Raw genomic sequence first — 19781 nt, 5'->3', positions numbered from 1 at the left:
GCGCCCGCCATCAGGCACCATGGTTCGCTTCCAGACTGCTTCGATCCTTGCCCTCTGTGTGATTCTCTCGGCCTGCGGGGGGGATGCCGATACGCCGGAGGCGGCGCAACGCATCTCGCTCGACACCGTGCGCCAGCCGCCGAGCGAACCCCTTCCATCGCCCGACTCGAAGGACGCGGGATGGACGGTCAGCGACAACGGCCAGGCTATAAGCTTCGGGCGGACGGGTGAGCCGATGTTGTCCCTGGTGTGCAACCTGAAGGCTACTCCGGCACGGCTTACCGTCATCCGGCACGTCGGCACGCGGCCTGGGCAGAAGGCGCTGTTCCCCGTCATCGGCAACGGAACCATCTCGCGGTTCAAGGCCGATGCGGCTCTCCATGAGGGGGAATGGCGTTGGGAGGCAGCGCTCGAGGCCCGCGATCCGCTGCTCGACGTGTTTACCGGTACACACGAGCTGGAGGCGACCTTGCCCGGCGGGGGGACCTTGAAAATGGGAGGCAGCCGCGTCCCGAGCGAATTCGTCAACTGGTGTCGCGCAGGTGGGCGTTTGCAGCAAGTCCAGGCGGTGGAGAAGGCGGCAGACGCCCTCAAGACCCCGCCTGCGGGCCGTTAACTCTTCGCCGCTCGCGCGATAAGGCTGTCGGGCGTCAAGACCTGAGGAAGTATCTCGCCGTCCTTGCCGGGTGCGTACCACAGGTAAAGCGGCACTCCAGCAACGCCATTCTCGGTAAGGAAGCGGGTGATCGCCGGATCCCGCCGCGTCCAGTCTCCCCGCATCGCCACGACTCCGGCCTTTGCAAAAGCGTCACGAGTTGCTTCGCGCTCGATCGCAACGCCTTCGTTGACCTTGCAGGTCAGGCACCAGTCAGCGGTGAACCAGAGGAACACGGGCTTGCCCGCGGCGCGCGCCTCGGCGAGCTTGGCGTCGCTGAAGGGCACGGCGGCGAGGAGGCTTTCTTCGGACGCTGTCGTCGGGCGATAGGCATGAGGCAGCACGACCGCCGCCACCGCACTCAAGATCGCCACAGCCGGCACGGCGAACAGCCATGGCCGCGTCTCCTTGCGCTGCACCAGCACCAGGATGCCCAAGAACGCCAGCGCCACCACCGCCGCGAACACAGCGAACAAGTTTCCACCCAAGCGCCAGGCGAGCCACAACAGGGCCAGCGCGGTGAGCCCCATCGGCACCGCAAGAATGCGCCGGAATGTATCCATCCACTTACCCGGCTTCGGCAGCAGACGTCTCAACGCGGGCACGAATCCGAGAAGCAGGAATGGCAGCGCCAGTCCGAACCCGAGCGCGGCAAACAAGAACAGTCCTTGCCACCAAGGCAGCAGTAGCGCAGCACCCATCGCAGCGGCCATGAATGGACCTGTGCAAGGCGTAGCCACGAAGGCCGCAAGCAGGCCCGTGGCAAACGCGCTCGACCGGCCACCCGAGCGTGTAAACGAAACAGAAGGCAGCTCGTAGAGCCCGGCGAAGTTCGCGGTGATCGCCACGGCGAGTGCGAGCAGCGCGACAACCACGCCAGGCTCCTGCAGCTGAAACGCCCAGCCCACTTCGCTGCCACCTGCGCGCAGCGCCAGCAGCAGCCCGCCAAGCGCCAGGCATGCGAGCATCACGCCCGCCGTATAGGCCACGCCTTCGCGACGGGCCCCGGCCTCGCTTTCGCCGGCGCGAGCCAACGTCATCGCCTTGAGGCTGAGGATTGGGAACACGCATGGCATCAGGTTGAGAATCAGCCCGCCAAGGAACGCGCCGCCCACAAGAACCCAAAGCGGAGCAAGGCCCGCACCCGAACCCTCGATCAACGACCCACCGCTCGGTACTTCGCCCGGCACAGCATCGAAAGTGATGCCGTTGCCTTCGTTGTCGAGCTTGAGAATGCCGGATAGGCTTTGCGCGTCTTGTGCCAGTCCCTTGCGAGGAATTTCGGCGACGAGCACATCGCCATCGCGGCGGAAGACCTGAGCCGCCGCATAGTCGATCAACTGTTCGTTGCCGAGAAACACATGCGGTTCTGCCAGCGCAAGCGAAGCCGGAATCGGTATTGCGATCCGCAACGTGTCTTCCGTCAGCCCGAAGCTGGCTTTCTGATCGAGCAGCGGGGGCAAGGCCGCGCGCCATTGATCGAAGCGCGGATCGGCGGGCGCCTGACCCGACGCGAGGCGCAATGTGAGCGTGGCCTGTTCAGGTACGCAAATCTTGTCGGTGCAGGCCAGCCAGTTAGCCTTGACCTCGATCGGTGTGATATTCGCCACGGCAGCATTTGCAGGCACGACGAGCGGGACGAGCACCGCATATTCGCCCTCGTAAACATGGTTCATCAACCCGGCGACCAGCAGCTTGTGAGGTACCGGATAGAGCGGCTCGCCCGCCTTCCAGCCTTCGGGCAGCTGCCATTCGAGGTCCATGCCGAGACCGGCATCGCCGGGATTCTTCCAGTAGCCGTGCCAGCCCGGCTCGGGGCGGAACAGCAATGCCAGGTCCAGTTCCTCGCCAGGCACCACTGGTCCTGCGGCGACAAGCTCGGCAGCAATGTGATTGCCCTGGGCTGGAACGGCCAGCTGCGCCGCCGCGGGCAGCGCGAGCGTCGCCACGATCAGCAGAACCACGGCTTTCAGGAAGGGTATGAAGCTTGCGCGCATCGTCATCTCCGCTCTAGGGGACTGAGCCATGGCGGACAAGCGCGACCTCCTCATCCTCGGCGGCGGCCTGGTAGGCATGACCCTGGCTCTGGCAGCGGCGAGGAAAGGTATCTCGAGCCACGTGATCGACCGAGCCGATCCGGCGGAACTGACCGCCGAGGGGTTCGACGGCCGCGCCTCCGCCATTTCCACCGCGAGTTGGAACCTCTTCAGCAACATCGGGCTCGACTCCGCTCTCGAGCCTTTCGGTTGTCCGATCGCTTCGATCGCGGTGACTGACGGCATGAAGCCGGGACGAATCGACTTCCAGCCGGAAGCGCACGAGGGCTCGCTCGGCCTGATGTTTACCAACCGCTCGCTGCGGCTGGCTCTGTTCGAAGCAGCCAAGGACGAGCCGCTGATCAGCTGGCACGCCCGGGCCGAAGTGATCAAACGCGAGCGCCTTGAATTCGAGGTCGCCGCAACCCTCGCCAGTGGCGAGAGGTTGGAGGCCAAGCTCATGGTCGCAGCCGAGGGACGCAATTCGCCCACGCGCGAAGACGCCGGGATTTCCGTGGCCAAGTGGGATTACCGCCACCGGGCGATCATCGTTGGCCTGACCCATGAAAAACCACACGGCAACGTCGCGTGGGAAATCTTTTATCCCGCAGGTCCCTTCGCCCTGTTGCCCTTGCTCGACGCCCCCGACGGGAAGCACCGCAGCGCATTGGTCTGGACCGTGAACGAGAAGGACGCCGCTGGAGTTCTGGCTCTCTCCGATCGCGCGTTCCTAGCCGAAGTCGACAAGCGGATGCACGGCGTGTTCGGGGCCATCGCCCTCGACGGGCCGCGGTCCTCCTATCCGCTCGGCTTCCATCACACCGCGAAGATCACCGAGCATCGCCTCGCCCTTGTAGGCGACGCCGCGCACGGCATTCACCCTATAGCCGGGCAAGGCCTCAACCTCGGCCTACGCGACGTGGGTGCGCTGGTTGAAGTGCTGGTTGAAGGCATGCGCCTGGGCCTCGATCCGGCCGACGCGCAATCGCTCACCCGCTACGAACGCTGGCGCGGGCTGGACAGCTTCATGGTCGCTTTTGCCACCGACGGCCTCACGCGCCTGTTCGGCATTCCGGGCCGACTCCCCAGCGCCATTCGCCGATTTGGCATGGGCGTGGTGCAGCGCACACCGGTGCTGAAGCACTGGTTCATGGATGAGGCCCGCGGGATGTCCGGCACCCTGCCGGAGCTGATGCGCGGCTAGGGCTGATCGCCCTCTTACCTCAACGCACGACGACGGGGCTTGGCTGATCGACCGGTTTACCCGTCCCGTCTCGCAATTCGCGCGGCTCGAGGATCGCGGCCGCTTCCAGCGCTTCGAGCGCTTGCTGAGTTGCAGCGTAGCGTTGTGCGTCGGCGATCCAGCCGGAGGCCTCATCCGCACTGGGCAAATTGCGGACTTCGGAAATCGCCGCCTCTGTCCGGCCGCTTTGGAGGAACAGCCTCGCCCTTTCGAGCCGCTGCACCGGTGCCGGCGACGGTGAATCCTCCCGTCGAACGACGAACAGCTCGGACAGCTCCCTTGAAATCCAACTGAAGGCGCCTTCGGTCTGCGGGGCCTTTGTCAACTGCGGCGCGAGCCCGTCAAGCCGCGCGAGCAACTGGTCGAGCGTGATGGGATCGCGCGAGGCGACGAGGACCGTCTGCACAGCCTGGGGCTGAGCTTCGCCGAAACGCACCTGGAGTTGGTCAGCCAGATAACCGAGCGGCGCCCCCCGCTCGATAGCCCTGCGGGTGGCGAAAGCGATGAGCAGCCCTTCTGCCCGAGCCGCGTTACCCGCTGCCGCCTGCGACTGCAGGTCGATCTCGGTAAGGCGCTGCTCCATGGCCGCGACACGCTGGTCCATCCGGCCATCCGCTGCGTATTCATTGGAGATCGCCTGCGAGGCCGCCTGGTCGCGGGTCGGCACGCCCGGCGTGGCGACAACCGGCTGATCTTTCCGGAACACGAACAAGTCAGACGTGGAGAGGCCCGGCGAACCGCCGAGGTACCAGGTGGCGACGCCACCCAACAGGAAGGCGCCGAGGGCGGCACCTATAAGGACACGGCCATTGCCAGACTTGCGGCCGGCAGAACGCCCGTGAGTGAGGAGTTCCTCGTCCATATCATCCTTCGCGCCCCAAGACCGCGCCTGTTTGACGTCGACCTCCTTCTCAATCGAGGTCATGGCACATATCGGACGCCAAAGCCAAGAGTGCAGCTTCCCCCGGTACCCGGGCGGATCGCACGGCTGCCCAACCGTCACCGGCCGCGTCGGCAATTCGCGGTCCAAGAACCGCCATGGCGACGCGGTTCCTTGGCACTCCACAGCGGTCGCATTCGGCGGCAAAATGCCGGGCCGCCGCAGCCGAGTGGACCAGCACGAGGGCCCCGCTCGCCAGGTGCCCGGCGAGAGCGTCGGGGAGCGGCAGCCCGATACTCTCGTAGGCAATACGCGTTTCGACTGAGATGCCGACGGGGGGATGCAGGGGAACGTGCTCGGCTCCAGTTACTCGAAGGAGGCGCAGTTTCTGCCCGGCGAGGGTGTCGAGCACCGGTTGCAGGACTCCTTGCCCGCAGACCGCAACGGAAAACCCCGCTGCCTCAGCCGCCTTTCCGGTCGCCGCTCCCACCGAGAAAACCGGCTTGCCCCGGTATTGTTCGAGCGCCGAGCCTGCGTGCCGCACAGCGTTGGCGCTCCCGAGAAGGAGCGCGTCGATCGTCTCAGGCGCGGGTGGGTTCCAGGCGACCGGCCGGATCGCAAATAGCGGATAGCCTTCGATCGTCAGGCCGACTTCTCGTCCGGCCTCGACAGTCGCCGAGCATCCCGGTTCGGGTCTGATGGTGAGGATCAGTGCGGTCACTTGGGCCCTGTGAAGTGAACCGATACTCCCGCCGTCGCCCGGGCGAGGAGGTCTTGGGCGAGACGCGCCGGCCCATCGTCATCTCCTGCTGAAAAGCTGGCCGCTCCTTCGACGCGCTCGGCGCCGTCGGGGCTGAAGAGGACCGCGCGCATGGAGAGCATCGATCCAGAATGATCGCACACCACCGCGATCGGACTGTGGCAATTGCCGCCAAGTGCCGCCAGCAACGCCCGCTCGGCCATCGCCTCGGCGCGGCTCGGTGCGTGGTCGATGGCCTGCAATAGGTCGCGCGCGCGTTGGTCCCCGGTGCGACACTCGATGCCTATCGCGCCTTGCGCGGGTGCGGGGAGCCAGTCCTTGGTCTCGAGCGGATGACCGGTACCCGTCTCGCCAAGACGGACCAAACCCGCCGCGGCGAGGAAAGTGGCGTCAAATTCTCCCGCGGCGAGCTTGGCCAAGCGCGTGGCGACATTGCCCCTCAGTGTCACGACCCGGCAATCAGGTCGCAAGTGCAGCAGCTGCGCCGCCCGCCGGGGAGCGCTGGTGCCGATGGTCGCGCCTTGCGGCAGGGCGTGTATCGTGGCCGCGCCGATCAGCACGTCACGCTTGTCGGCGCGTGGCAGGATCGCGGCGAGCGTGAAGCTGTCGGGCCGCCAGGTCTCTACGTCCTTGAGCGAATGGACGGCCGCGTCGATCTGGCCTTCGGCCAGCCAGGCGTCGAGTTCGCGCGTCCACAGCGCCTTGCCGCCGATTTCGGCTAGCGGGCGGTCCTGGATCTTGTCACCGCTCGCGACCACAGGGATAAGCTCTACGGCGGATTCTTCCCAGCCATGCGCGGCGCACAGGCGGGAACGGGCCTCGTAGGCTTGGGCCATGGCGAGCGGCGAGCGGCGTGTGCCGAGCTTAAGGAGTGGTGTTATGGGCATCAGGTCGGCTTGCCCTAATTGTCATTTGCGTCCAGTGGAAGCACCGGATGAGGATCGTACTGGGCATCGAGAGCAGTTGCGACGAGACAGCCGCGGCGCTGGTGACGGAAGACCGTCGCATTCTCGCCCAGGCCATCGCTTCGCAAGACGACAGCCACGCCCCTTATGGCGGCGTGGTTCCCGAAATCGCTGCCAGGGCCCATGCTGAGCGGCTGACGCCGCTAATAGGACGCGTGCTCGACGACGCCGGGCTATCGCTGGACGATTGTTCTGCCATAGCTGCGACGGCCGGGCCCGGCCTGATCGGCGGAGTCATGGTGGGACTTGTGACTGCCAAGGCCCTCGCCATGGCGAGCGACCGCCCCTTGCTCGCGATCAACCATCTCGAAGGTCACGCGCTGAGCCCCCGGCTCGCCGACGCGGATCTCCAGTTTCCCTACGCACTGTTGCTCGTATCGGGCGGACACTGCCAGGTGCTTCGTGTGGATGGCGTGGGCCGCTACCGGCGCCTGGCGACCACGATTGACGACGCGCTCGGTGAGGCATTCGACAAAACCGCCAAGATTCTGGGGCTCGGCTTTCCCGGCGGACCTGCCGTCGAACGTCTCGCAGCGGAAGGTGACGCAAAGGCCGTCCCCCTGCCCCGCCCCCTGTTCGGAAGTGAGGAGCCGCACTTTTCCTTCGCCGGTCTCAAGAGCGCGGTCCTACGCGCGCACGAAAGTGGGAAGTACCGCGCGGCCGACATCGCCGCGAGCTTCCAACAGGCCGCTATCGACTGCATCCTCGATCGCACCACCCGCGCCCTTTCGGCTATGGGCGAAGTGACCGCATTGGTCGTAGCCGGAGGAGTTGCCGCCAACCGCAGCGTGCGCGCTGCTCTTGAACACCTCGCCGCCAGCCACGGCGTGCGTTTTGTGGCGCCACCCCCTGCGCTGTGCACCGACAATGCCGCGATGATCGCCTGGGCGGGGCTGGAGTGGCTCGAGAAGGGCCGTCCGGGTGACGCGCTCGACGTTGCGGCCCGGCCGCGCTGGCCGCTTGATCCGGAGGCGACACCGGTACGTGGCGCGGGAGTCAAAGGATGAGCGCCGCAACGATAGGAGTTGTCGGAGCAGGTGCTTGGGGCACCGCGCTCGCGCAGATGCTCGCTTCTGACGGGCGCGAAGTCCTGTTGTGGGTGCTCGAGGCGGAACTCGCCGAGGAAATCAACGCCCGGCACACCAACTCGCTGTTCCTGCCCTCGGCATCGCTGGCGCCGACAATCCGCGCCACCAACGACCTTGCCGACGCCGCAGGCTGCGAAATACTGCTGCTTGTCACGCCCGCCCAGCACCTCGCCCCAACGATGGCGCGGATGCCCGCTTACCCGCGCGACCTCGTGCTCTGCGCGAAGGGTATCGAGGCCAGCAGCGGCCGCATGATGCACCAGGTCGCCGCCGAGGCCGCGCCCGACAGCGAGATCGCCGTGCTCTCCGGCCCGACGTTTGCGCATGAGGTCGCCGCGGGCTTGCCCACGGCCGTCACTCTCGCCTGTGGGGGTGGCGAGGCTCAATGGCAGCGGCTTGCTACGGCGATCGCCCGCCCCGCTTTCCGCCCGTATTTCAGCGACGACCTAACCGGCGCCGAGATCGGCGGAGCGGTCAAGAACGTGCTCGCCATCGCCTGTGGGGTGGTCGACGGCCTGGGTCTTGGCCAGAATGCCCGCGCCGCCCTGATCGCGCGCGGCTATGCCGAAATGCAGCGCTTCGGCGACGCCCTTGGCGCCCAGCGGGCGACGCTCGCCGGTCTTTGTGGGCTAGGCGACCTTGTCTTGACCTGTTCGTCGACGTCCAGCCGCAACTTCTCGCTGGGCGTAGCGCTTGGGCAAGGACAGGATCCCCAAGCCCTTATGCGAGAGCGGCACACCGTTGCCGAAGGGGCCCACACTGCACCCATTTTGGTCGAGCTCGCGCAGAGGTACGGGGTCAGCATGCCGATCGTCGAGTCGGTCGGACACTTGCTTGAAGGTGCCCCTGCGCTTGAGGTGGTGTCGCGAATCCTCGCCCGCCCGCTGACGGCTGAGGATCAACCTTCGCCCTTGCCTGAAAGGCCTGCGATTTGACGCCCGCTCCTGCGGGTGAGGCTCCGGGCGGCGATCTCGCCGTGCTAGCCAAGGGCGGTCGAACCAATCTGTTGGGGTTCCTCCTGCGCTTGGCGGCGCGGCTACCGTTCCTGTTTATCGCGGGACGCTTCTACGGACCGGATGCCCTGGGCCGCTTCGCTTCTGCCCTGGTGATCGTCGAACTCGCGGCAATGGTCTGCACCTTCGGCGAAAAGCGCGGCCTCGCGCAGCGCCTTTCCGAAGGCGAAGGGGACCAGACCCATCTCGTGTTCGATGGCCTGGCGGTTGCTCTGCTGGCGGGGATTGTAGCCGGCCTGGCGCTATGGATCGTGCCGGCGCCGATGTTCCCGAGCGGGATCTATACCGAAGTCGACCGCATGCTGGTGCTGGCGATCCCGGCCCTGGCCGCCACCGAGATCCTGCTTGCGGCCCAAGCCTACCGCTACGATGTGGCCGCCACCGTGCGTGCCCGGGCCGTGGTGGAGCCGTGGACCATCTCGATCATGGCCGGTGTCCTGGTATTCGTCGCACCGCAGAGCGGCCTTTCGCTCGCCTACATCATCTCGATCTACGCTGCGCTCCTCACGGCCGCCTGGCCGTTCTTCAAGAGCTACGGCCTGCCCCGGGGATGGCAATTCAGTCCCAAGCGGATGGCGCGCATGGCAACGCGCGGGCTACCCGTGGCCGCCGCCGACACGATCGAATGGGGCACGCGACGGCTCGACATCTTCATCCTTGGCCTGTTCGCCGCCCCCGCTGCGGTCGGTATCTACTATGTGGCCCAACAGGTCGCGAGCCTGCCGCAGAAGCTGAAGACCAGCTTCGAACCGATCCTCGGCCCCGTCCTTACGCGCAAGCTGAAGGAGAAGGACTACGCGGCGATCGCCAAGCAGGTCTGCCAGGTCGGCTTCTGGATCACCGCGGCACAGGCGGGTGTCGGTCTGGCACTGGGCATTCCAGGCGAGGCGATCATGGGCCTGGTCGGACCGCACTTCGTCGGCGCCACCGGCGCGCTCGGCTTCCTTCTCGCGGCCGAGGTCGTCGCCGCGACGGCGGTGGTTTCCGAGGCTGCGCTTATTTATGTCGCGAGATTGCGAAACCTATGGGTCTCCTTCGGCACGATCGCGCTGCAAGGTGGCTTGACCGTGGGAGCGATGCTGATCGCCGACAAGCTGGACTTCAATGACGGCTGGCGGGCGGCGGCCGTTGCCGCGTCGTTGATGCTCGCGCTCGGGGTTTCCTCGGTCATCAAGGCCATCATGCTCAGCCGCATAGTCGGCCGTACGATCAACAACTGGCGCTGGGCGCTGGTCGTGGCATCGGCGGCGGCGGTCGTAGTCGGGCAAGTCGTGATCCGCATGCCTGAATGGGCCCAGCTGGTGATTGGCATTCCCGCCATCATGGCTGTCTACGGATGGATCATCTGGACCCGCGGCTTCGGACCTGAAGACCGCGTCCTCTTTGCCCGCAAGGTCAAACAGGAAGAGGTTGAAGAGGGGCACTAGCTTCCTCTCGACGCGCGGCGACCTATCAAGCTAGGGTCCCCACGATGCCCATGATGCGTAGTCCCGTCACCGTATTGCTTGGTCTCGTGCCGGTCGCTGCTCTCGCTTTCCTGGCGAACGCGCTGAATGGGCGGGATATGGCCGCCCACCTCGATGCGCAGGCCAGAGTGGCGATTGCCAAGGCGGGCGGTGCGCCGGTGCAAGCGCGATTCGCCACGGCAACCGGATCGCCATCCCGCCATCCGCTCTTGAGCGGCGGTGAAAAGCTCGATGAGGGAACCCGAGACCGCGTGGCGAAGGCCGTCTCGGCCGTTCCCGGCGTTGGCGGCGTAACCTGGGTGGACGGCACCGCCCTTGCGGTGACCACCCAGTCTTCGATCAAGCCTCAACACTGCCAGGATGACGTGGAGGCGCTGCTGAACTCCCGTACCATTCGGTTCGAGGGAGGTTCCTCGCGTATCCAGGCAGCGAGCGGGGAACTCGTCGACGAAGTGGCGGCGGCCCTTCGGCCCTGCCTCGGCAGCATTATCGCGATCACCGGTCACACCGATTCTTCAGGGCCGGAACCGGGCAACCTTCAGCTTTCGCTGGCCAGGGCGCGCGCCGTTCGCGATGCGCTTATCGAGCGCGGCATTCCCGCCGATGGGCTACGGACTCGCGGCTTGGGTTCGCGCTCCCCGGTCGAAGGCCTCGACGCCACCGATCCGGCGAACCGGCGTATCGAGTTCAGCGTCCTTGCGATCCAGCCGGTCAAGCCCACACCCGTCGACACACCCGGTCCGCGCTAGATCGACCTTTTCGGCAGAGAGATTGCAAAGCGGCAGCTTCGCCCCCTAAAGATCCATTCATGCCCATATGGATGGAACTGCTGATCCTGATGCTGGTCGCCTACGTGACGGGGATCGCCATCGGCTGGATCCTCTGGGGCCGAGAAATCAGGAAGGAGATCGCTGATGGTTGAGCTGGTGCAGGAAAACTGGATCTTCCTGATTATCGCCCTGGTCATCGGGTTGCTCACCGCCTGGTGGGTTCTGGTCGCATCGCGCCGGACAAAGGTCGAGATCAACCGCAGCGACGAGGGGGCGCCGGCCAAGCGCAACCAGGCGCTGATCGACGCTCCGCCAGCGGCGACGCCCCAAGTTGAGATTCCGCCCCAAACTCCTGTCGGACTTGCTGGGGTGGGCGAGGCGGTTGCCGCAGCGGTCGCACCGGTCGAGGCCGCGCCTGAGCCGACAATTCCCCCCGCGCCTGCGGCGGCCCCCGTCGCAGCCCCGGCCCCTGCGGAAGCGCCCGGGTCGCCGGGTGTTGACGACCTTACGCGGATCAAGGGTCTGGGCCCCAAGATCGCCCAGCAGCTCAAGGAGCTGGGCGTCACCAGCTTCGCCCAGATTTCAGACTGGGACGATGCCGAGATCGACCGGATCGATGCCCAACTCGGTCGCTTCCAGGGCCGCATCCGCCGCGACGACTGGCCGACCCAGGCGCGCCTCCTGGCGGCAGGCGATACCTCCGGATACGAGGCAAAGTTCGGAAAACTCTAATCGCGCCACGGGAACAATCGGACACAGGTCGACTTGTCTTATTTGGGCCCAGGTGTCGGCCCGGGAGACCTGAGAGATGGCGCGCCCCGCTGGGTATGACAGGCCGACGGTGCTTGTCGTTGAAGATGAGTTCATCATTGCGCTCGACTTGTCGGAAACGGTGAAAGACCTTGGCTACGCGCTGGAGGGTCCCTTCCCTGACAAGAAAAGGGCCTTGGCTTCAATTCGAGGAGGGATGCCCGATTGCGCCATCCTCGACATTCAGACCAGCGACGGCGAGGTCTACCCGTTGGCCGACGAACTGGTCGAAGCCGGGGTCCCGATCATCTTCCATTCCGGGCACGTGCCCCCCGAAGAGGTTCGTAGCCGTTATCCCGATGCCGTAGCGTGCAGCAAACCCTGCCCTCCCGATCAGTTGATCGAGGTACTGCAGGAAGCCGTAGCCAAGGCGCACGCCGGATAACCATCGCAACGATTGGCGAGACCCTCCGCAGCCGCTAAACCGGTTGCAAAGGAGACTTGCAGACATGGTGCCATTCAGCTGGGCTGATCCGCTCGACCTCGAAGGCCAGCTGAGCGAAGAAGAGCGGATGATCCGCGACGCCGCGCGGGGCTTTGCCCAGGACGTGCTCCAGCCGAGGGTGATTGAGGGCTTCCGCGAAGAGATCGACGCGCCGGAGCTGTTTCCCTTGATGGGAGAGGCCGGACTACTCGGGGTGACCGTTCCCGACGAGTTCGGCGGAGCGGGCGCCAACTACGTTTCCTATGGTTTGGTGGCCCGAGAGATCGAGCGGGTGGACTCGGGTTACCGGTCGATGGCTTCGGTCCAATCCAGCCTCGTGATGTATCCCATCCACGCCTACGGCTCGGCGGAGCAGAAGGCCAATTACCTGCCGCGCCTCGCCAGCGGGGAGTTGATCGGCTGCTTTGGCCTTACCGAGCCCGACGCCGGATCCGATCCCGCTTCGATGCGGACTTATGCCAGGAAGGACGGCGACGGGTTCGTCATCTCCGGCAGCAAGACCTGGATCAGCAACTCTCCGTTCGCCGACCTGTTCGTGGTCTGGGCCAAGAGCGAAGCGCACGATGGGCGCATCCGTGGCTTCCTGCTCGAGAAAGGAATGCCCGGCCTCTCGGCTCCAAAGATCGAGGGCAAATTCTCGCTGCGGGCCTCGACGACCGGCATGATCATGATGGACGAGGTCAAGCTTCCGGCCGAGGCCCTGCTGCCCGGCGTCGAAGGTATGAAGGGGCCATTCGGCTGCCTCAACCGCGCCCGCTATGGCATCTCGTGGGGCACCATGGGCGCCGCGGAGTTCTGCCTCGCCGCAGCGCGCGAATATGGACTCGACCGTAAGCAGTTCGGCAAGCCGCTCGCGGCGAACCAGTTGTTTCAAAAGAAGCTTGCGGACATGGCGACCGAAATCGCATTGGGCCTTCAGGGCTCGCTCCAAGTGGGGCGGCTGATGGACGAAGGGCGGTTCGCACCTGAGATGATCAGCCTCGTCAAACGCAATAACGCCGGCAAGGCGCTGGAAATCGCCCGCTGGGCGCGGGACATGCATGGCGGGAACGGCATCTCCGAAGAATACCAGGTGATCCGGCACATGCTGAACTTGGAGAGCGTCAACACTTACGAGGGCACGCATGATGTCCATGCGCTGATCCTCGGACGCGCTATCACCGGGATCGCCGCGTTCTAAGCCTGACTCCGGGGAACCCCTGCCTTGGTTGACCGCTTTATTCGATTGCAACCAAGGAGTTCGAGATGATCGGGAAGATGATCGGCGCCCTCGCCGGTGCGAAAGTGGCTGAACATGCGCGCGGGGTCAGTGGCCCAGTGGGCGCACTGCTTGGGGTAGGCATCGTCGCAGCGATCCGCCGGATGAGCCCGGTCACTCTCGTAGCAGCGGCCGTGGGCGGTTATGTGCTCAAGCGCTACGCCGAAAAGCAGGCGGCGACCAAACCGGCACCCAAAGCGTCGGCTCGCTGATCTTCGACGGGGTCAGGCCGCCAGCAGAACGGCCCGGTAACCGGTATCCTCGAGAGCCCGGCCCGCGCCCAGCGCCACGCAATTGAGCGGATCCTCGGCCACGCGAACCGGAAGCCCAGTCACTTCCGAGAGACGCTGATCGATCCCGTGAAGCAGCGAACCGCCACCGGTCATCACGATGCCATGCTCGAGAATGTCGGCAGCGATTTCCGGTGCAGTCGTCTCCAGCGCGCGGCGAACGGCGTCGACGATCTGCGAGACGGTACTTGCCAAAGCGTCAGCCACATCCGATCGCTTGATCGAGACTTCGCGCGGGATACCCCGAACCGCATCGCGGCCACGGATGGTGATGATTTCCTCGCTGCCGTCGCAAATCGCGGAGCCCGCGTCCTTCTTGACCCGCTCCGCCGTCGCTTCCCCGATGTGCAGGTTGTGATGACGGCGGACATAAGAAACAATGGCCTCGTCCATCTGGTCGCCGCCGACCCGCTCCGAAAGCGAAGTGCTCATTCCGCCGATCGACATAACTCCGACTTCGGTCGAGCCGCCGCCGATATCGACCACCATTGATCCGATTGGATGGACTACGGGCAAGTCCGCTCCGATCGCAGCCGCCATGGGTTCCTCAATCAGCCACACCTGCCTCGCTCCCGCATTGGAAGCGGCGTCACGGATCGCGCGCCGCTCTACCGCGGTCGAGCCGGAGGGGACGCAGATCACGATCTCGGGGCTCTTGAAGCGGCGCGGGCCAAGCCGCTCGCGCGCCTTGCGTACGAAATGCTTGATCATGTGCTCGGCGATCTCGAGGTCAGCGATGACGCCATTGCGGAGCGGACGGACGGTGCGGACGTTTTCGGGAGTCTTGCCCAGCATCATCTTGGCATCCTCACCCACCGCACGAATTGTATCGATGCCGTTTATGGTCTCGATGGTGACAACCGATGGCTCCGCCAGCACGACACCGTGATCGCGAAGATAGACGACGGTGTTCGCTGTTCCGAGGTCAATGGCCAAGTCCGCCGAAGCGAACGGCATGACGCTAAAAATCGACATGTTTTAGTTTGTCCCGACCCTTCCCCCCTTGGGGATTGGGACGAGATCAGCACCCTTTCCTGTCTACAGTGTTAACGGTTTCACATATCGGCCCTAACCGCGACCGAAGGTGGCCATAAGGCGACGAACAGGGGGGCGGTCACCAGTCCCGATCTCGAAGAGTCCTCGAAAATGGGGCCTAACGCGTTGTCGTTCATCGGCATCGAACGCTCGTTTGCCGATGCTCAAGTGCACTTGAGGAATGCTAGTGTATTGCGCATCTAGGACACTTGGGAGCCGAAAACATGACCACAAGTTCCGCGACGATCCGGACGGAGAAAGACGGCTCATCGGCTCAGATCCACCCGGCCGACCACCTCGCGCGCGAGGTCTTCAAGGCCGGCCCGGCGAAGGCTCCGGCCTTGTCGCTGGCAGTCGCGCGGGCAGACGAAGTCGTTTGGGCTGCCGCCTATGGCAAGTCGAACCTGGAGTTCGACGTTCCCGCAACGACCGCCCACCTTTTCCGCCTCGGCTCGGTCAGCAAAGCCGTAACCGCGACAGCCGCGGCTAAGCTGGTGTCCTCTGGCGTGATCGACCTCAAAGCTCCAATATCAGCGTGGCTACCTGACTTACCCAAGCATCACCGCGCGACCACGATGAAGGAGCTGCTGACCCATCAGGGCGGCGTGCGGCACTACCTGGCCAAGGACTTCGACATCAAGGCGCCCGGCGGAGCGATCTACGCCCGGGCCTATCCCACGAACGGGGACATCCTGGCCCTGTTCATTGAAGACCCGTTGATCGCCAGGCCCGGCACCAGCGTCAGCTATTCTTCCTACGGGTACAGCTTGGCCTCGATTGTCATGGAGGCCGCAGCGGATCTTCCGTTCCTGGAGTTGATCCAGCGCGAGATCGCCCGGCCCTTCGCACTACCGAGCCTGACCGAGGACGCCCCCCTAACCGTGCTGCCGCTTCGCGCCAGCGGCTACATGATCGAGTTTGAGCGGAACATGTTCTTCGACCAGTTGGCCGTGGAAGCGCGCCCCAGGCTTAGCGACGGTTACATCAATATCCCCACCAACAATCCCGCTTACTGCTGGGCTGGTGCCGGTCTGCTGATGACACCGTCAGACGCCGCACGTTTTGGTGCCGCGCATCTCGCCTCTCCGAACTCACGGATCAGCGGCGCCGAGAGGAAGCTGCTGTTCACCCCGCTAACCAAGGCCACGACCAATTCGCCGCCCCTCGGGTTGGGCTGGCGTGTCGATGTCGACAAGTCCGGCCGCCTCCGGTGGCACCACGCGGGCGCGACCCCGGGCGGGCGTTTCGGCCTGGTGATCTATCCCGACCTCGGCCTGTCGATCGCGATGGGAAGCAATCTTATGGTTTCACCTGGAGACGTACTCGGGCCCGCCTCTCGCCTGGCGGACATCTTTACCTGAGTGCGGGCCGAATCCGCCCCGTGAGGCCGAACCACAGGGCGGATCCTATCGTCAGCCGACCAGCATCAACGCGTCGAGCGCGACGACACCTTCACCTTCGGGATGGATGATGACCGGGTTGAGGTCGATCTCACGGATCGAGGGATTGCCGGCCATGACCCGGCCGATCTGCACGATCAGTCCGGCCAGCGCGGCAACGTCCAGCGCCGGCGAACCCCGATAGCCCTTGAGCAGCGCGGCCTGCTTGAGTTCGAGCAAGCCAGCATGCACCGCGGCCTGATCCATGTCGGGGGTGAACAGCTTCACGTCCTTGAGGATTTCGGCCGTGACGCCACCGAAACCGGCCAGGACAACCGGACCCCATTCCGGATCGTTCTTGGCGCCGACGATCATCTCGGTGCCCATGCGCCCCATCTTCTCGACCAGCACGCCGTCGAGCACGATCGAAGCGTCGTAAGCGCCGACGTTGGCGTACATGCGGTCGAACGCGGCACGCACGTCGTCACCGGACTTGAGATTGAGGATGACGCCGCCCGCGTCGCTCTTGTGACCGAGAGCCGCGGCCTGGGCCTTCATCACGACCGGGTAACCGATGGTCTCGGCAGCGCCGACCGCGTCGTCAGCGCTGGCAGCGAACTTGCTTTGGGGGAACGCGATGCCGAGCGGGCGGAGCAGTTCCTTGGACTTGTACTCCGGAACGACGCCCGCAACAGTGTCGATGCCGGGAACCGTGATCGGTTCGCCCGAGCGGTCGGTCAGGTCGCGCTTGGCGAGGTCCGCCAGGCGAGCGATCGCGCGATAGGCGCGCTCGGTGCTTGGGAACCAGGGAATGCCGACCTTGCGTAGGCCCTCGATGTATTCCTCGGGAACGGTGGCGCCCTCGTCGACGCCGGCGAAGACCAGCGGCTTGGGGAAGGAACCGTCCTCTAGAACTTTGATGATGTGCGGGAACTTGATGCCGCTGGTAATCGGGTCCGACTGGATGATCGAGGCGACCACAGAGCCGACGCGGTCGTCTTCGAGAAGCGCCGTCAGGACCTTTGTGTAGATCTCCGGCTCCGACAGGCCGAGCGCGGTGATATCGGTCGGGTTCGAGACAGGCACAAAGTCCGGCAGCACGGCGCGCAGGGCCGGACTGTTGTCGTCGTTGAGATCGATCAGATCGAGGCCGATGTCCTCGGCAATGTCGAACGCCAGGCCGCGCAGGGCACCGCTCTCACCCAGAACCGCCATGTTCGCGCCAGGCAGCGCCGGGCAACGCAAGGCGATTTCGGTTATATCGGCCAGCTCTTCCAGCGTGTCGGCGAAGATCACGCCTTCGCGGGCGAGCTTGGCCTTCATCAGGGCATAGTCGCCTGCCATCGCCCCGGTGTGCGTGGCAGCGCTTTCCTGCGCCTTGTTCGACTTGCCCGGGTGCAGCATCACGATGGGCTTTCCGGCAGCGCGAGCGCGGCGGGCCGCAGCGACGAACGCCTTCGGACGCCGCAGACTCTCGACGTACATGGCGATGACGTGGGTGTCCTCGTCATCGATCAGCCACTCGACGTAATCCTCGACCCCCGAGGCAGCCTCGTTCCCGGTCGAAACCGAGGTAGAGACATAGCAGCCGCGCGGATGCAGCGCGGTCGCTAGGACCGCGGCCAGTGCGCCCGACTGGCTCGCCACGCCAACTGCGCGAGTGCCCTTGGGCGGCGTCATCATGTTGGTCTCAACGAAAGTCAGCGGTACCCGCCAGACATAGTTGGTGCAGCCGAGGCAGTTCGGGCCTTCGATCACCATCCCGTGCTTGGCCGCAATCTCACCGAGTTCGAGCTGATCGCGCATGCCTTCCTCCCCCGCTTCGGAGAAGCCGGCCGAGTAGATGACCACCGCCCCGCACTTGCGCGCGGCGAGTTCGCGCACGGTGTCGAGCACGAAGGGACGGGGGATGGCGAGGACCGCGCAGTCGATGCCCTCGGGCAGCTCATCCACGGTGTGGTAGACTTTGAGCCCGAGCAGTTCGTCACGCTTCGGATTCACCGGGTAGATGTCACCCGCGAATTCATACTGGACGAGGTTGTTGAGCAGCGTGGCACCGAGCGCCCCCTTGCGGTCCGAGGCGCCGATCACGGCGACGGACTTGGGCCGCAGCAGCCGGTCGATCTGCTGATTGGTGAAACGCCGCTCGGTCATCGAATCCCTCTCTCCGGAAAGTCATCGGCCTGATAGCCGAAAAGCCCTCCCCCTCAAGGGGGAGGGTTTAGGGGGTGTCTCCACCCTGCGATCCCCTCCCAGCCAGGGAGGGGACGATCATCAGTCCGCCTTGACCTTGTTCTTGTCGAACGCGCCGAGTCCCGGCTTGAAGGTCTTGTCGTCCAGGAACTGCTTGGTCGCTTCCTTGCGGGTTTCCCAACCACCGAAGTCGTTGAGCGCTTCCTGCGCGCGGATCAGGTAGTCTTCGGCGTTGTCGTAGGTCATCTCGCGCACACGGCGCACGGCCCACTTGGTGGCACGCAGCGCATGACTGTCCTTCTTCTTGAGGACGTCGGCGACCTGCTGCACGCGCTCGCGCAGCTTGTCCGCCGGCAGCGACTCGTTGACCATGCCCTTCTCTGCGGCCTGCTTGCCGGTCAGGTTCTCGCCCATCATCGCGTGATACATGGCGTCGCGGAAGCCCATCAGCTCGGCCGCGACCTTCGAGGCACCGCCGCCAGGCAGAATCGCCCAGTTGATTTCCGACAGACCGAACTGCGCGTCGTCCGAGCAGAAGGCGAGATCGCAAGCGAACAGCGGGCCATAGGCGCCGCCGAAACACCAGCCGTTGATCATGGCGACCGTCGGCTTCTCATACCAACGCAGGCGTTCCCACCAGCTGTAGGCTTCGCGCTGCGAACGGCGCGTGGCGTGAATGCCCTCGGCCTCGCTCATGCGGAAGTATTCCAGCAAGTCCATGCCGGCCGACCAGGCAGAGCCTTCGCCAGTCAGGACCAGCACCTGCACGTCATCACGGAACTCGAGCTCTTCGAGAACCTGCAGCATGCGGCGGTTGAGCTTCGGGCTCATGCAGTTCCGCTTGTCGGGACGGTTGAAATAGACCCAGGCGACACCGTCCACGATATCGAAGCGAACGGTTTCGGATTCCGGACGCGGATCCGGCTGCGACGGCATGGCCATTTGAAAGTTCCTCTCAGATTGAACGAAGCGGGAATCCCGCTGACTTCGTTATCAGCTATAGCAATCGTGGTTGCTATGGACAACAGCAATCATTACGGTTGCGCTTATGCGCGATCCGCTTCCCTCCTACCCCGGCTATGCGCTGCGGCGCGCCGCAAACGCGACGGCTGCGGAGCTGGCAAGCCGGCTGGGCCAGGTGGGACTGCGCCAATCGGACGTATCGGTCCTGATCCTGGTCGCCGAGAACCCGGGCATCACCGCCAGTGCCGTCGGCCGCGCGCTCGACATTCAGCGGGCCAACATGGTGCCGCTGCTCAAGAGGATCGAGGATGCGGGGCTGATCGCGCGGGAGCCCATCGACGGGAAGTCACGTGGGCTCGACCTGACCGAAACCGGCCGGGAACGGCTTGCCCAGGGCCGGCGAGTCGTCGAGGCTTTTGAGGCAGAGCTGATTGAGCGCGTGCCCGTGGAGCACCGCGCGCACCTGCTCCCGGCATTGGAAGCCCTCTGGCGTTAGTGCGCGCGGTTCTCTAGCCTACAGGAAACAAAAAAT

At 65.0% G+C, this 19781-nt stretch carries 19 protein-coding genes; 12 read left to right on the top strand and 7 right to left on the bottom strand.

Annotated features, from left to right (window positions below; translation table 11 throughout):
* The first annotated feature begins 19 nt into the window (after nt 1-19).
* Entirely contained in the window at nt 20-616 is a 597-nt protein-coding gene (locus tag KK137_RS02045) for a hypothetical protein (protein WP_214534386.1), read from the top strand.
* On the opposite strand, the gene KK137_RS02040 is transcribed toward KK137_RS02045, so the two are convergent.
* Nucleotides 613-2652: a protein-disulfide reductase DsbD family protein gene (locus KK137_RS02040; protein ID WP_214534385.1), complete on the bottom strand. Its 2040-nt coding sequence runs from the start codon at nt 2650-2652 to the stop codon at nt 613-615. The genes KK137_RS02045 and KK137_RS02040 overlap by 4 nt on opposite strands.
* A 28-nt stretch (nt 2653-2680) precedes the next feature.
* Here KK137_RS02040 and KK137_RS02035 point away from each other — a divergent pair, with 28 nt between their 5' ends.
* On the top strand, nt 2681-3895 hold the full coding sequence (locus KK137_RS02035; RefSeq protein WP_214534384.1) for an FAD-dependent monooxygenase: 1215 nt from the start codon (nt 2681-2683) through the stop codon (nt 3893-3895).
* Between the two features lie 19 nt (nt 3896-3914).
* Here KK137_RS02035 and KK137_RS02030 read toward each other — a convergent pair whose 3' ends face one another.
* The 3 genes from KK137_RS02030 to hemC are packed head-to-tail and all read right to left on the bottom strand — an operon-like array spanning nt 3915 to nt 6461.
* Nucleotides 3915-4796, bottom strand: a complete 882-nt coding sequence (locus KK137_RS02030; RefSeq protein WP_214534383.1) for a hypothetical protein — start codon at nt 4794-4796, stop codon at nt 3915-3917.
* Between the two features lie 49 nt (nt 4797-4845).
* Nucleotides 4846-5535: a uroporphyrinogen-III synthase gene (locus KK137_RS02025; protein WP_338027930.1), complete on the bottom strand. Its 690-nt coding sequence runs from the start codon at nt 5533-5535 to the stop codon at nt 4846-4848.
* Complete coding sequence (hemC, locus tag KK137_RS02020; protein WP_214534382.1) at nt 5532-6461, bottom strand: hydroxymethylbilane synthase; 930 nt, start codon at nt 6459-6461, stop codon at nt 5532-5534. Before hemC ends, KK137_RS02025 begins: the two co-directional genes overlap by 4 nt.
* A 47-nt stretch (nt 6462-6508) precedes the next feature.
* Here hemC and tsaD point away from each other — a divergent pair, with 47 nt between their 5' ends.
* From tsaD to KK137_RS01980, 8 genes are all read left to right on the top strand, one after another.
* Nucleotides 6509-7546, top strand: a complete 1038-nt coding sequence (tsaD, locus tag KK137_RS02015; RefSeq protein ID WP_214534381.1) for a tRNA (adenosine(37)-N6)-threonylcarbamoyltransferase complex transferase subunit TsaD — start codon at nt 6509-6511, stop codon at nt 7544-7546.
* Complete coding sequence (locus KK137_RS02010; protein WP_214534380.1) at nt 7543-8562, top strand: NAD(P)H-dependent glycerol-3-phosphate dehydrogenase; 1020 nt, start codon at nt 7543-7545, stop codon at nt 8560-8562. Before tsaD ends, KK137_RS02010 begins: the two co-directional genes overlap by 4 nt.
* The gene (locus KK137_RS02005) at nt 8559-10067 is read left to right on the top strand and encodes a lipopolysaccharide biosynthesis protein (RefSeq protein ID WP_214534379.1); all 1509 of its coding nucleotides are present in this window, start codon (nt 8559-8561) and stop codon (nt 10065-10067) included. Before KK137_RS02010 ends, KK137_RS02005 begins: the two co-directional genes overlap by 4 nt.
* 44 nt (nt 10068-10111) lie before the next feature.
* Nucleotides 10112-10855: an OmpA family protein gene (locus tag KK137_RS02000; protein WP_250893551.1), complete on the top strand. Its 744-nt coding sequence runs from the start codon at nt 10112-10114 to the stop codon at nt 10853-10855.
* Nucleotides 10856-11020: 165 nt separating this feature from the next.
* Entirely contained in the window at nt 11021-11608 is a 588-nt protein-coding gene (locus tag KK137_RS01995) for a hypothetical protein (RefSeq protein ID WP_214534378.1), read from the top strand.
* A gap of 76 nt (nt 11609-11684) precedes the next feature.
* Nucleotides 11685-12071 carry a response regulator gene (locus tag KK137_RS01990; protein ID WP_250893550.1) on the top strand — a complete coding sequence of 129 codons (387 nt, stop codon included), beginning with the start codon at nt 11685-11687 and terminating at the stop codon, nt 12069-12071.
* A 64-nt stretch (nt 12072-12135) separates the two neighbouring features.
* On the top strand, nt 12136-13311 hold the full coding sequence (locus tag KK137_RS01985; protein ID WP_214534377.1) for an acyl-CoA dehydrogenase: 1176 nt from the start codon (nt 12136-12138) through the stop codon (nt 13309-13311).
* 65 nt (nt 13312-13376) lie between these two features.
* Nucleotides 13377-13601, top strand: coding sequence for a hypothetical protein (locus tag KK137_RS01980; RefSeq protein WP_214534376.1), 225 nt, complete (start codon nt 13377-13379; stop codon nt 13599-13601).
* A gap of 12 nt (nt 13602-13613) precedes the next feature.
* Here the strand turns inward: KK137_RS01980 and KK137_RS01975 are convergent, their stop codons facing one another.
* Nucleotides 13614-14654: a rod shape-determining protein gene (locus KK137_RS01975; RefSeq protein WP_214534375.1), complete on the bottom strand. Its 1041-nt coding sequence runs from the start codon at nt 14652-14654 to the stop codon at nt 13614-13616.
* A 284-nt stretch (nt 14655-14938) separates the two neighbouring features.
* Between KK137_RS01975 and KK137_RS01970 the strand changes: the two genes are divergently transcribed.
* Nucleotides 14939-16075: a serine hydrolase domain-containing protein gene (locus KK137_RS01970; protein ID WP_214534374.1), complete on the top strand. Its 1137-nt coding sequence runs from the start codon at nt 14939-14941 to the stop codon at nt 16073-16075.
* A 51-nt stretch (nt 16076-16126) separates the two neighbouring features.
* Here the strand turns inward: KK137_RS01970 and KK137_RS01965 are convergent, their stop codons facing one another.
* Together KK137_RS01965 and KK137_RS01960 are read right to left on the bottom strand one after the other, a co-directional pair.
* Entirely contained in the window at nt 16127-18247 is a 2121-nt protein-coding gene (locus KK137_RS01965; protein ID WP_214534373.1) for an acetate--CoA ligase family protein, read from the bottom strand.
* 120 nt (nt 18248-18367) lie between these two features.
* Nucleotides 18368-19228 (bottom strand): p-hydroxycinnamoyl CoA hydratase/lyase, encoded by an 861-nt coding sequence (locus KK137_RS01960; RefSeq protein WP_214534372.1) that lies wholly within the window; start codon nt 19226-19228, stop codon nt 18368-18370.
* Nucleotides 19229-19334: 106 nt separating this feature from the next.
* Between KK137_RS01960 and KK137_RS01955 the strand changes: the two genes are divergently transcribed.
* The gene (locus KK137_RS01955; protein ID WP_214534371.1) at nt 19335-19745 is read left to right on the top strand and encodes a MarR family winged helix-turn-helix transcriptional regulator; all 411 of its coding nucleotides are present in this window, start codon (nt 19335-19337) and stop codon (nt 19743-19745) included.
* The last annotated feature ends 36 nt before the right edge of the window (nt 19746-19781 follow it).

The organism is Croceibacterium selenioxidans (assembly GCF_018599195.1).
GTDB classification, from domain to species: domain Bacteria; phylum Pseudomonadota; class Alphaproteobacteria; order Sphingomonadales; family Sphingomonadaceae; genus Croceibacterium_A; species Croceibacterium_A selenioxidans.
Note: the sequence above shows the minus strand (reverse complement) of the source record. Positions and strands in the feature narration are given on the sequence as shown.